Source organism: Streptomyces sp. GS7 (genome assembly GCF_009834125.1).
Taxonomy (GTDB): Bacteria; Actinomycetota; Actinomycetes; order Streptomycetales; family Streptomycetaceae; genus Streptomyces.
The window spans coordinates 2355859-2368719 of the sequence record NZ_CP047146.1 but is presented as its reverse complement, the minus strand read 5'-3'; the positions used below and the strand labels follow the sequence as shown (position 1 = coordinate 2368719).

The window sequence follows — 12861 nt, the reverse complement described above, 5'->3', positions numbered from 1 at the left end:
GGTTCCCGCCCGGCCTTGCCCTGTCCTGTCCTGCCCTGTCCCCAAGGGACTGTCCGGGAGGGCGGGCGCTAGCCGCCCGCCTCCTCTCCCCCCTGCGCGGGATCCATGCCGTCGGCCTCGGCCAGCCTGCGGCGCAGCTCCACCGCGCGCGGCCCGCCGCCCGCCTCGTATATCTCCCACGCCCGCGTCACATACCGCCGCCACCGCGCCCGGTCGCCGCGCTCCTCGGCCAGTTCCGCCAGCGTCTCGCACACCTGCGCCTCATAGTGGACGGCGCCGCGCTCCCGCAGCATGCGCACGGCCTCCTCCAGCGCCGCCACCGCCTCCTCGCCCCGCCCCAGGTCGCGTCGCACGCCCCCGAGGGCGGCCAGCGCTCGCGCTCCCATCCGGCGGTCGTCGATGGCCAGGAACCGGGCGTGGGCGTCCTGGAGGGTGGTGTGCGCTTCGTCGGTGCGGCCGGCGGCGTGCTGTGCGCAGCCCATGAAATACAGGCCGATGGCGATGCCGCGTGCGTCGCCCGCGGCGCGGTAGTACGTCATCGCCTCCTCGTAGGTGGTGATGGCGCGGGCCGGATCGCAGCGGTCCCAGTAGCGGCCGGAGAACTCGCGGACGGATGCGCGCAGCAGCGTGTGCCCGGACGCGTCGGCACGCTGGACGGCCGTGTCCAGTTCCTTGCGGGCGCGGCGCAGTTCGTCGCGGTCCATCAGCGGGCGGGACAGCAGCGCCCGCAGCCGGGCTTCGGCGGCCGGATTGCCGTCCGCCGCGGCGTGCCGGGCCCCCAGATCTCCGCTCTTGACCCAGTCGTTGAGGTATCTGCGGTTGAGGAAGAGCGCGGTCAGGGCCTCGGCCAGTTCCGCGACCTGACGGTGCCAGGCGTGGCCGGCGGCGGCCTGCTGCGCGGACAGCAGTTCGCCGCGCCAGACGTCGAGCCAGTCCAGCGCCTCCTCCCGGCTGCCGAAGGCGGTCGTCCGGTCCGTCTCGTCCAGCCGGTCGACGTAGGTGCCGATGCGCATCCGGCGGCCCATGACGGCCAGGTCGGCCTGGGCGGCGCGGGTGAGCAGATGGTCCACGGTGCGGCGGACGACCGCGGTGCGCTCGTCCTCGCACACGTCCTGGGCGGCCTGTTCGCGGGCGTGCAGCCGGACCAGGTCGTGGAACTCGTAGCGTCCGTCGGCCGCCACCGTGACCAGGCTCGCGGACTCCAGGACGTCGAGCCGTTCGGCTGCCGCGGCGGCCTCCGTCCCGGCTGCGGCGGCGGCCGTCTCGGCGTCCCAGCGACGTCCGGGATACAGCCCCAGCAGCCGGTACAGCAGCGCGACGTCCTCGGGCAGTCCGGCGTAGGCGACCCCGAACACAGCGGACACGGTGCGCTCCCTTCCCCGGCGCAGGGCGTCCAACCGGCGCCGGTCATCTGCCAATTCATCGGCCAGTGCCGCGACGGGCAAACGTGGATGCATCACCAGGCGCGCGGCGGCGACCTCCAGTGCCACCGGCAGCCCGCCGCAGCTCGCCACGATCCGCTCGGCGGCGCCCTCCTCGGCCGCGGCGATGCGCTCCTCCCCGCACAGCCGGCGGAGCAGTTGCAGTCCGTGCTCCGGTGCCAGTGGTTCGACCGGCATGAGGTGGGCCGCCCCTACCAGCTCGCCGAGCACGGCCTGGCTCGTGGCGAGCACGACGCTGTCGGGGGCGCCCGGCACGAGTGCCCGGACCTGCGCGGGCTCGGTCACATCGTCCAGCACCATGAGCACCCGTTTGTCCGCCGTCCTGGTGCGGAGCATCGCGGTCAACTCGCCCAGCGTCCCGTGCAGATAGCAGTCCTCGACGCCGAGCGCCCGCAAGCACCGGATCACGCCGGCGGAGACATCGCCTCCTGCCTGCGCGCGCAGTTCGGCGAAGTCGACGTAGAACTCGCCCCCGGGGAAGCGCCCGCGCTCCTCCTGTGCCCATTTCCGCACGGCCGCGCTCTTGCCCACTCCGGGCAGCCCGCTGAGCACCGCCACTCCGCCGCCGTCGCCCACCCAGCCGTTGATGGCCGCCATGACCGGCTCGCGGTCGACGAATTGCCCCGAAGCCGTCGGCACCTGCCGTGGCACCGGGGTTGCGGGGCGCTCCGTCTGGATGTGCACACCGCCCTCGATCACCTCGGCCTGTATCACCGGCCCGTGTGCCGTCCCGCCGAAATCGTTCCGTACCCGGCTGTCGCCCGCCCCGTCGTCTCCCACCGTGTGCTCCCCCACTTCGGTCCCGTCCTCCGCCGCGGCCTGCCGCCGGCGGAGCCTTCCGACGCCGTACCGGCCGTGTCGACGCCTCACCCGAAACGCTACTTGACGCCACTGACAACGCGACGCGGCGGACGGCGGCGCTCACGTCTCCGACCGCCACTCGGTCAGGGTCGGTCGCCAACAGTGAAATTCGGTCGCCGAGTTATGGGGACCCGATCACAGTGGTGGTGGCGGAGCGCCGCACGGGGCGGCGCCCGATGCCGTACGCAGGAACGGGGAACGGGCATGTCGACGCTGCGCGTCACGGTCGAGGAACTGACGATTCACGAGCATCCCCATGCCGATGCGCTGGAGTTGGCGCAGGTGGGGCTGTACCGCGCGGTCGTCGCCAAGGGCGCCTACCGGACGGGCGACTTCGCCGTGTACGTACCCGAGCAGGCGGTGCTTCCGGAGGAGCTGGTGGCCGAACTGGGCCTGACCGGCAAGCTCGCCGGATCCGCGGCCAACCGGGTCAAGGCGATCCGGCTGCGCGGCGAGCTGTCGCAGGGCGTCGTCTGCCGCCCCCGGGCGCTGGCGGGCGTGGATCTGGCGCAGGCGCACCGGAGCGGGACCGATTTCGCGGTGAGGCTCGGGATCGTGAAGTGGGTGCCGCCGGTGCCGATTTCGATGAGCGGGGCAGTCGAGCCGGCGCCCGATCTGCTGCCGTGGATCGATATCGAGAACCTGAAGCGGTATCCGGCGGTGTTTGCCGAGGGGGAGCCGGTGGCGGTGACGGAGAAGGTGCACGGTACGGCCTGCTGCCTGACCTACCGCGCCGGGGACGGCGGCGTACTGGTGACGTCCAAGGGGCTGGGTGCGCAGCGGCTGGCGCTGACCGAGGATCCCGGGAACCTGTACTGGCGGGCGGTGCGCGGGCACGGCGTCGCCCGGGTCGCGGCGGACATCGCGCAGGAGTTGGGGGCGTCGCGGGTCGGCGTCTACGGCGAGGTGTACGGGGACGGCGTCCAGGACCTCGGGTACGGCGCGGACAGCCGCCGTGGCACGCCCGCGTACGCGGTCTTCGACGTCGCGGTGGAGACCGGTGGGCGGGTGCGCTGGCTGGATCCGCAGGAGCTGACGGCGGTGCTGGACGGCCGGCTTCCGGTGGTGCCGACGCTGTTCAGCGGTCCGTATGACGCGCGGCGGGTGATGGAGCTGGCCGAGGGCCGCGAGACGCTGTCGGGACGGGCGGTGCACATCCGGGAGGGTGTGGTGGTCCGAACGCTGGAGGACCGCTACAGCGCGGAGTTGGGCGGTCGGGCCATCGCCAAGGTGGTGGGCGGGGCGTATCTGACCCGCAAGGGCGGCACGGAGTACGAGTAGCCCCGCGGGCCGCGCCCCCCGGGGCGGAACGGATCAGCCGCCTCCAGTCCGGGCGGCCTCCTGGGGCTCCGCCGGGAGCCCCAGGAGCCGCCGGGCCAGGAGGAGCGGGGCGCCCGGATCGCGCGTGGGGGAGGGTGCCTTGGTGCGGTGTCTGGGCAGTCGCTCGACGGTGGTGGTGCCGGTGTCGGATTCCAGGGCGGGTGCGTAGCCGGCGGCGCGCAACGCGTCCAGCGTGGCGGCCGGGGGGCGGCTGCTGACCAGCACGGTCGGGGCGATGGCGCGCAGCCCGAGCTGCCGCAGGGCGCGGTGCGCGGCGAGTTCGCCGACCAGGGCTTCGTCGTCGGAGCGGATGCAGCAGGCGGCGGGCAGCACCCGCATCCGGCCGTGGGTGCGGGCGGTGTCCTGGAGGAGGTAGCCGAGGGGCTGGGGCAGGGTGCCGGTCGCCGAGACGGTGGTGAGGGCGTCGTCGAGGGTGTCGGCGGTGTGGCCGGTGTCCAGTGCCCGGCGTACCGAGGCGGGGGTGAAGCGCCAGGTCACGGCGTGGCTTTCGGACTCGATGTCGGCCGCGGAGGCGAGCAGTTCGGCGAGCGCGGCGGCGGGGCGGCCGGGGACGACGGCGGTCAGATCGGCCTGGAAGTGGGCCTGTTCGAGGGGCGGCGGCAGCAGGTCGCGCAGCGGCTCTTCGAGGGACCGCGGGTCGGTGAGCAGGGCCCGGCCCAGGGGGGTGAGGGTGCCGTGGGCGATGAGCCCGAGGTGGGCCGCTTCGTGGAGGGTGTGGGCGGCGCGCTCCTCGGCCATCGGCTGCTCGGTGACGCCGAGCGGACGGTGCCAGTCCGCCGCGCGCAGGAGATGCCGCAGCGCGGCGCGGGCGTCCTCCTGCTCCGGGGATTCCGTGGGCGGCAGGGGCGGCAGCGGGGCTCCGGCGCCCGGGGGGACGTCGGCGAGGGCTGCCAGGAGGGCGTACCGGAGGGCGGGGGCGTGCCGGTCGTGTCCGCGGACCAGGGCCGTCGGGGTCTCGCCGAACGGGGTGTGGGTGGGGACGGCCCAGAGGCCGGACCAGGCGGCCAGTACGGGAGCGAGGCGTTCGCCCGGCGGGCTGCCGAGCCAGTCGTCGTAGGCGCCGGTGGGGAGTGCGGTGATCCCTGACGGGCTGCGGGTCAGCGCGATCAGGTCGGCGGCGAGGGCGAGGTCGAGGAGGAGGCGGGTGTGCGGTTCGGTGGTGCCGGCGGCCTTGGCCAGGCGTTTGATCTCGCGGAGGGTGAGGCCGCCTGATTTGCGCAGTGCGGCGGGCTGCTCGGCCAGGGAGGCGAGGAGGCGCTCCAGGGTGGTGGCCAGGTGTGCGGCGGCGGTCTGGGACTCGTCGTGCGGGGAGGTCCGCGGGGCGGGCACCCCGGGGCGGTCGCGGTGCCCGGGGGCGTCGTCGGGGACCGGCATCGGGGCGTGCGCGGCGAACGGCCCCAGGTCGTGGGCGGCCAGGAGCTGCGCGACGCGCGGCGGGACGACGACGGCGCCCTCCTCGCCGGGCGCGGCGATCCCGTCGGCGTAGAGGGATTCGAGGGCGGCTTCGGCGGCGCTCCGCTCGGGGCCGGGTGCGGCGGCCCCGAGCGCGGCGTACACGTCCTCAGGCGGAACCGGTTCGGTGGCCAGCTGCGGGAAGGACAGCCGGTGCGCCATCAGGGACTGATAGTCGGCACCCGGGGCGGGGGCGGCGGGCGCGGGGGCGTCACGGCCGGCGCGCTCCTGGCTGATGCGGGCGGTGGTGGCGAGCACCTGCAGGCGGGGGTGGTCGAGGTGCAGCACCAGGTGGTGAAGGGTCTCGTACGACCACAACGCGGTGGCCAGGCCACGCAGTTGGGTGGGGGCCGGGCGGCGGGCGAGCGGCTCGGCGTGGCGGGTGAGGAGTGCGGCGAGCTGCTCGGGGGTGCGCTGCGCGAGGGATCGGGTGAGTGTGTCGAGACCTTCCACGGCCCTGAGGTTAGTCATCGCTCCACCAGGGAGGTCAGCGCGCCTACGGGGTCGGGGTCCGCGGGCCCGGCGGGCCACCAGTCCTCGGCTCCGGGCTCGGATTCGTAGGGGTACCAGCGGTGGTCGTGGCCGAAGCGCAGCTGGATGCCGCGGTCGGGGGCGGTGAGGTGGTTGTGGCGCGGGCGCAGGGCGGGCAGGCCGGCGGACAGCAGCGCGCTGCGGGCGCGGTCGAAGTCGCCTGCCGGGGGGTTCCAGGTGGCCTCCAGCACGGCGAGGCCCGCACGGCCGCCCTGCCGCCAGGCGGCGACGGAGCGGGCGACGTCCGCGGGCTTACGGCCGGTCGTCGCCGCGAGGTCGCGGTAGAGGGCCCGGGTGGTGGCGGTCAGTCCGGCGGTGGGGTGGGCGGTCGCGGCCAGGCGGACGGCGTCCTCCCACGGGGGCAGCGCCGGATAGGGGCCGGGGGCGGTCGGGCGCGCGCCCCCGGCGGCCGGGGCTCCGGCGGCGGTGACGCAGGCATGGGCGCGGGCCACGGCGTCGGCGGCCAGGAATTCGAGGGTGGCCGCGTGGAACGGGAGCCCGTCGGCGTCCGGGAGGGCCGGCGGTTGGCCGGGGTCCGACGGCACCGCCGGGGGCGGCGGGAGCGGCGGCCTGGGGCGGTCCGCCAGGGCTTCCCGGGCGAGGACACCGCGGGGTGCCGATGCCGCCGCTGCGGCCTGCCCGGCCTCCTCCGTGGCCGTGGGGAGCGGGCCCGGCACCACCGCGCCGGCAGGCCCGGCCGCCCCCGTCCGGCCGGCCGCCGGCCCCGGTCCCACCGCTGAGCGAGCGGCAGCGGATGCACCGCCTCCGGGCAGCGGCGTCGCCATGAGGACGGTCTGGGTCCGGCTCTCCCGCGCGGTGTGGGCGGTGTGCCGGCGCGAGAGCTCGTCGAGGAGTTCCCGCTCGCCGCGGCCGCGCATCAGCAGCAGGACGAACGGGTCGGCGTCCAGCAGACGGGCCACCTGGAAGCAGAGCGCCGCTGCGTGCTTGCAGGGCCTGCCGTGGTCGGGGCAGGAACACCGGGGCACCAGGTCGCCCGGCCCCGGGAGAAGCCCCTTCTCCGCCTCCGCCAGCGCGCGGGGCAGCTGCTTGGCCAGCAGGGCGGTGAGGTGCGCGGGCTCCGCGGCGACGGCGTCCAGGAGGGCGTCCCAGCCCGCTTCGGGGAGCGTCCCCAGGCGGATCTCGGCACTGTACGGCCGGGGCCGGCTGCCCCGTACGGTCGCCAGGATGCGCCCCGGGGTGATGTTGATCGTGTCCACATGGCCGTCCTGGGCGTAGGTCCGGCCGCGGGCGAGCCGGGCACCGTCGAGTGCGGTGCTCTCCAGCGCCGCCAGCCAGGCGCCGCCCCACCAGGACACGGCGAACGGCTCCCCGGCAGCGGTGCGGTCCGGCAGCGGCGGGAACGTGCGCGAACGGTCCGCGCGGGCGGGCAGGTCCGCCGCGGCGGTGCGCCGCGGGGCGCCGGGACGTCCCTGGAAGACAGGACTCATCCGGGCCTCCTCAAGGACACGAGATCGGCCAGTTCGGCATCGGTCAGCTCGGTGAGCGCGCTCTCGCTCCCGGAGAGCACGGCGTCCGCGAGCGCCCGCTTGGCGGCGAGGAGTTGGGCGATGTTGTCCTCGACGGTGCCCTCGGCGATCAGCCGGTGGACCTGGACGGGCTGGGTCTGGCCGATGCGGTAGGCGCGGTCGGTGGCCTGCTCCTCCACCGCCGGGTTCCACCAGCGGTCGTAGTGGATCACATGTCCGGCGCGGGTGAGGTTCAGGCCGGTGCCCGCCGCCTTCAGGGACAGCAGGAAGACCGGCACCCGGCCCGCCTGGAAGCGGTCGACCATCTTCTCCCGCTCGGCCACCGGGGTGCCGCCGTGCAGGAGTTGGCTGGAGATCCCGCGGGTGGTGAGATGGCGTTCGAGCAGCCGCGCCATGCCCACGTACTGGGTGAAGACCAACGTGGCGCCGCCCTCGGCGACGATCGTGTCCAGGAGTTCGTCGAGGAGCTCGAGCTTCCCGGAGCGGGCCGCGAGCCCGGGGGCGGCCTCTTTCAGATACTGCGCGGGGTGGTTGCAGATCTGTTTGAGGGCGGTGAGCAGTTTCATGACCAGGCCGCGCCGCGCGATGCCCTCGGCGGCCTCGATCCGGGCGAGCGTCTCGCGGACGACGGCCTGATACAGCGCGGCCTGTTCGCGGCCCAGCGGAACCGGGTGGTCCGTCTCGGTCTTGGGCGGGAGTTCGGGCGCGATGCCCGGGTCGGATTTCTTGCGGCGCAGGATGAACGGCCGCACCAGCCTGGCCAGTCGCTCCGTCGCCTGCGGGTCCTCGCCGCCCTCGACCTCCCTGGCGTGCAGCGCGCGGAACGTCTTCAGGGGGCCGAGGAGCCCAGGCGTGGTCCAATCCAGCAGGGCCCACAACTCGGAGAGGTTGTTCTCGACGGGCGTGCCGGTGAGGGCGATCCGCGCCGGGGCCTTGATGCCGCGCAGCGCCCTGGCGGTCGACGACCGCGGGTTCTTCACGTGCTGCGCCTCATCGGCGACCACCCATGCCCAGGAAAGGCCGGCCAGTTGGGCGGCGCTGCTGCGCATCGTCCCGTAGGTCGTCAGCACGAAGCCGCCGGCCACGCCGTCGAGGCTGCGGCCGGCGCCGTGGAAGCGGCGCACCGGAGTGCCGGGGGCGAACCGCTCGATCTCGCGCTGCCAGTTGCCGAGCAGCGAGGCGGGGCAGACGACGAGGACGGGCTCGGTGGGCCGGCGGTGCAGGTGGAGCGCGATGACGGTGATGGTCTTGCCCAGGCCCATGTCGTCGGCGAGACAGCCGCCGAGGCCGGTGGCGGCCATGGTGTCGAGCCAGGCCATGCCGCGGAGTTGGTAGTCGCGCAGCGTCGCCCGCAGCCCGGGCGGCTGCGGCAGCGGGCCCGGCGGAGCGGTGAGGCGCCCGCGCAGCGCGGCAAGGGCCCCCAGGGGCACCACTTCGACCTCCTCGCCGTCCACCTCCGCGGTGCCGTCAAGCGTCGCCGCAAGCGCTTCGGCCGGGTCCAGGTAGCCCAGTTCGCGCTTGCGCGCCTTGCGGACGAGCTCCGGGTCGACCAGAACCCACTGGTCGCGCAGCCGTACGACGGGGCGGTGCGCCTCGGCCAGCGCGTCCATCTCCGCCTCGGTGAGCGGGACGCCGTCCATCGCCACCTGCCAGCGGAACTGGGCCAGTTCGCCGGCGTCGAAGAATCCGAAGCCGTCCGCGGCCGAGCCCGGCGCGGGCCGGAGCACCGCCGCCGCGGTCAGCCCCCGGGCCAGCTCCCTGGGCCAGTGGACGGCCACACCGGCGGCGCCCAGCCGCGGCGCGGCCTCCCCCAGCAGCTCGTACAACTCCTCCTCACCGAGCGGCAGTACGTCGGGCACCGGCCGCTCCAGGAGGCGGGTGAGCGGGGCCCAGACGCGGGCGGCGCGGCGCAGCGCGAGAAGGGTGTCGACACGGGACCGCGGCCCGAAATGATCGGCCCCCTCGCCCTCCCAGAGCTGACGGGCGTCGGCCACCAGGGTCGGGTCGGTGAGGCTCTGCACCTGCAGCACGGCCGCCGCCGCGCGGCGCTCCTCGGCTCCGGCCGCACCGGGGGGCCGCCCCCACCCGTCGTCATCGCCGTCGGGTGGGCCGTCCTCCCCGGCGTCGACGGGCTGGCCGTCCTCCCGGGTGTCGAAGAGCTGATGGGGCGCGAGGTCGAGGCGCAGCGAGAGCCGCACCCCTGCGTCCACACCGGACGCGACCTCGGCGGCCCACGCACGGGCACCGGGAAGGCACTGCGGGGCGGTCGCGGCGAACGGAGCCCCGGCCACCAGCTCGGCTGCGGGCGTGCGCGGCAGGGTGTCGACGACGGCGTCCACGAAGTGCCGCACAAGATCGGACGGATCAGGCAGCTGGAGCGGTCGGCTGCCGGGGAGCGGCACGGCATACGCCTCGGCGGGCATGGCGGCGGCGACGGCCCGGAGGTGCGCAACGTCGTCGGGGTCGAGGGGTCCGGCGCGCCAGGCGTCGGTGTCCTCGGCGGTCAGCCCCGGCAGCAGTCTGCCGCGCGCGACGAGATGCAGAGCCTGGAGTGCGGCCGCGCCCCAGCAGGCGGCGGCCGGGTGGGCAGCGGGATCATGCCGGGCGCGGACCAGCAGCGGAACCGCCTCGGGCAGCGAGAGCAGCAGAGCCGGGACGGTACGGCTGCGCGCGCCGTTACCGTGGCGCCGCGCAACGGTCAGCTGCCCGGGCACGGCGCCGGAGCCTCCCGGACCCGCGCCGTCCGGCTCCGCCCCGTCACCGCCGGCCGCACCCTCCGCAACCTCGGGGAGCAGTCCGCCATCGGGCCGCCAGAAGGCGACCTTCCCGGCGCGCGGCGGGAGGGCGGGCAGGAACACTGCGGCACACTCCGCCACGGCCACGGAAAGTCCGGCGTCACCTCCCGCCGCCGAGGCGCGCACGGCGGGCGAGGCGACCGGCGGTCGGGGCGCCCCTACCGCCGCCTCCCGCTGCCTCACCATGCCGTCCCCTGCTGCTTCCGGATCCTTGCGCGCCGATCGCGGCGCCCGCCGGGCCCACCGCGCCCGGCTCACTTCCCTGACATCCCCGGCCTGCGAGTCTACGGTCGTACGCACGCTCTCCCCCTCGTCGTTCAGACGGCCGTGCCTCCCCCCCGGAGGCCGGCCCAGTGGATCACCAGACATGCACGGCGGCGCCGCACAGCCCCAGGCCGTGCGCCGCGGCCTCACGCCAGCAGCGGAGCGGCCCGTCGAGCACGCTCTCCTCCCCCGGGCGCTCATCGAGCCAGAGCTGGTCCTCGGCGGCGGCGCGCTGCTTCGCCGTGAAGGAGAAGGCCGCCTCGATCTGCGGCAAGCTCTGGCGCACCTGCTCCGCAGAGAGCACGAAGTTGCCGATCCAGCCCGGTATCAGCGCCGCCCGTCGGCTGCCGATCGCATGGAAGAGGGCCGGGACCGCATAGTCCTTGGAGTGCACCGCGAGGAAGGGGACGAGCTCTCCGAAGTCGTCACTCCAGACGTCGTTGAGGATCGAGAAGTCGTCGTCATCGTCCCTGCCGTCATAGAACTCGTCGAACGGCCCCGCGCGCGTGAGGTCGTGGAACGAATCGATCAGCGCGTCGATGCGCTCGCGCTCCCGTTCCGGCATCGCAGCGCGGCCTGCCCCGCCGCCACGCCCGTACCAGCCGCGCCAGTCCGGCAGCGGCTCCGCCGCCCAGCGCTGCCATCGCTCGCGGGATTCCGGCAGGGCCCGGACCGACTCGATCAACGGCCGCATACGCGGCTCCAGCGCGCTGATGACGCTGTCGTCGTGCGGGCTGATGCCCCATGCCGACGTGATCCCCATCTGTCCGCTCCCCCGTCTCTCGCGGCCCGTCCGCGGCACTAGCGCCGCGGAAACTCTGCGTGATGCCGATCGAAGCAGACGCCACTGACAATGCGTCCGCGATGCACCCCCGCCCGCCCCCGCACGCGGGAGGGAGAAAGCGCGCCGACGCCACATAACCCCAGCTCAGAAAGGTCTGCGCTGTCACACCGCGGGCACGCGAGAAAGTTATCCACAGGCCGCGGAACCCCCTCCCTCCCCACCCCGACAGTCAGTTACAGTCAGCAATGTAAATCACTCTCCGTAATGACCCTTTCTTGGCGAGGAGCCCTCATGCACACTCCCACCCCCGAACAGACCGCCGCGGCCGACGCGTTCCCCACTGGCGCTCATCTCGTGATCCAGGCCGGTGCCGGCACCGGCAAGACCACGACCCTCGCGATGCTCGCGCACTCCGCACAGCGAATGGGCCGGCTCGGCCGGTACATCGCCTTCAACAGAACCGTCGCGCGCCACGCCTCCCGCACATTCCCCGCAGAAGTCGCCTGCGGAACCGCCCACGCCCTCGCGTACGCCGCAGTGGGCAGGTACTACCAAGCACGGATGAACGCCCCACGGCAGGCGGGCTGGCGCACAGGTGCCGCACTCGGCATCGACGACGGCATGTACTTACGCATCGGACCACGCAAGGTCAACAACAAGGCCCTTTCCCACACTGCCCTGCGAACCGTCACCCGCTTCTGCCACTCGGCCGACAAAGACATCGCCCACCACCACGTCCCGCCCCTGAGAGGAGCCGAATCCGAACCCCTCCACGCCCAACTCGCCGACCTCGTGCTGCCCTACGCACGCAAAGCCTGGGCTGACCTGCAGAACCCGGACCACGGCGTCGTCCGCTTCGAACACGACCACTACCTCAAAATGTGGGCTCTCAGCGAACCCGTCATCCCGGCGGACTTCCTGCTCCTCGACGAAGCCCAGGACACCAACCCCGTGGTCGAGCAGGTCCTCACAGCCCAGCGCGACCACGCCCAACTGGTGCTGGTCGGAGACTCCGCACAGGCCATCTACGGCTGGCGCGGCGCCCGCGACGTCATGACCGGCTTCGACGGCACGCAGCTCAGCCTCTCCCACTCCTTCCGCTTCGGGCCGGCGCTCGCAGCGGAGGCCAACCGCTGGCTGGCGATCGTCGACGCCCCCATCCGCCTCTCAGGATCACCCCACCGCACCACCGAGCTGCGCCCCCTCCACACCCCGGAGGCGATCCTGTGCCGGACGAACGTCGGGGCGATGGTCGCGGTGATACGGCAGCTCGAAGCGAACCACCGGGTCGCCCTCGCGGGCGGCGGCGAGGCACTGCGCTCACTGGCACGCGCCGCCCACGACCTCGAATCGGGACGGCGCACCGCACACCCCGAGCTGATGCTCTTCGAGTCCTGGGCGGAACTCCGCGAGTACGCGGAGTTCGACCCGGCCGGGCGTGATCTCCTGCCTTTGGTGGAGCTGGTCGACGAGCACGGCACGGCAGCCGTCCTGCACGCCCTGGACCGGCTGTCCCCCGAAGAATCCGCCCAGGTGACGGTGTCCACCGCCCATCGCGCCAAGGGCCGCGAGTGGACGAGTGTGTGCGTCGCGGACGACTTCACCGGCCCCGACGATCTCGACGAGGCCGACGAGGACGGAACGCCCCTCCCCGGCCCGATCGACGTCGACGAGGCGCGCCTGGCCTACGTAGCGGTGACTCGCGCCCGAACGCAGCTCGACATCGGCGGCCTGTCCTGGATCAACAGCCACCCGGCGGGCGACCCGCGCCCCACAGGACGCCCCACAGAGTCGGAGAAGAAGAAGGACCGCACGGAGAGCCCGCCGAAGCGAGGCGGACAACGGCCACCCACCGGGAGGAGCGGAAAGGACGGGTCGCAGCGGACAGGTGACTGACGCGTCGA

Annotated in this window: 7 protein-coding genes; 2 read left to right on the top strand and 5 right to left on the bottom strand. The window is 74.1% G+C overall.

The window, feature by feature from the left end; translation table 11 throughout:
* Positions 1-68: 68 nt before the first annotated feature.
* Entirely contained in the window at positions 69-2222 is a 2154-nt protein-coding gene (locus GR130_RS10160; protein ID WP_159504404.1) for an NB-ARC domain-containing protein, read from the bottom strand.
* Between the two features lie 285 nt (positions 2223-2507).
* On the opposite strand from GR130_RS10160, the gene GR130_RS10155 reads away from it, so the two are divergent.
* Complete coding sequence (locus tag GR130_RS10155; protein ID WP_159504403.1) at positions 2508-3584, top strand: RNA ligase (ATP); 1077 nt, start codon at positions 2508-2510, stop codon at positions 3582-3584.
* A gap of 33 nt (positions 3585-3617) precedes the next feature.
* Here the strand turns inward: GR130_RS10155 and GR130_RS10150 are convergent, their stop codons facing one another.
* From GR130_RS10150 to GR130_RS10135, 4 genes are all read right to left on the bottom strand, one after another.
* On the bottom strand, positions 3618-5549 hold the full coding sequence (locus GR130_RS10150) for a helicase-associated domain-containing protein (protein ID WP_236572964.1): 1932 nt from the start codon (positions 5547-5549) through the stop codon (positions 3618-3620).
* Between the two features lie 14 nt (positions 5550-5563).
* Positions 5564-7075, bottom strand: coding sequence for an SWIM zinc finger family protein (locus tag GR130_RS10145; protein WP_159504401.1), 1512 nt, complete (start codon positions 7073-7075; stop codon positions 5564-5566).
* A complete protein-coding gene (locus GR130_RS10140) occupies positions 7072-10095 on the bottom strand; it encodes a DEAD/DEAH box helicase (RefSeq protein WP_159504400.1) in 3024 nt (1007 codons plus the stop codon). Before GR130_RS10140 ends, GR130_RS10145 begins: the two co-directional genes overlap by 4 nt.
* Positions 10096-10267: 172 nt before the next feature.
* Entirely contained in the window at positions 10268-10936 is a 669-nt protein-coding gene (locus GR130_RS10135) for a hypothetical protein (protein ID WP_159504399.1), read from the bottom strand.
* A 312-nt stretch (positions 10937-11248) separates the two neighbouring features.
* On the opposite strand from GR130_RS10135, the gene GR130_RS10130 reads away from it, so the two are divergent.
* Complete coding sequence (locus GR130_RS10130) at positions 11249-12853, top strand: UvrD-helicase domain-containing protein (protein ID WP_159504398.1); 1605 nt, start codon at positions 11249-11251, stop codon at positions 12851-12853.
* The last annotated feature ends 8 nt before the right edge of the window (positions 12854-12861 follow it).

Coding starts and splice junctions, on each gene's coding strand:
- GR130_RS10140 (WP_159504400.1), bottom strand. CDS start 10,095: ATGGTGAGGCAGCGGGAGGCGGCGGTAGGGGCGCCCCGACCGCCGGTC.
- GR130_RS10135 (WP_159504399.1), bottom strand. CDS start 10,936: ATGGGGATCACGTCGGCATGGGGCATCAGCCCGCACGACGACAGCGTC.
- GR130_RS10130 (WP_159504398.1), top strand. CDS start 11,249: ATGCACACTCCCACCCCCGAACAGACCGCCGCGGCCGACGCGTTCCCC.
- GR130_RS10155 (WP_159504403.1), top strand. CDS start 2,508: ATGTCGACGCTGCGCGTCACGGTCGAGGAACTGACGATTCACGAGCAT.
- GR130_RS10145 (WP_159504401.1), bottom strand. CDS start 7,075: ATGAGTCCTGTCTTCCAGGGACGTCCCGGCGCCCCGCGGCGCACCGCC.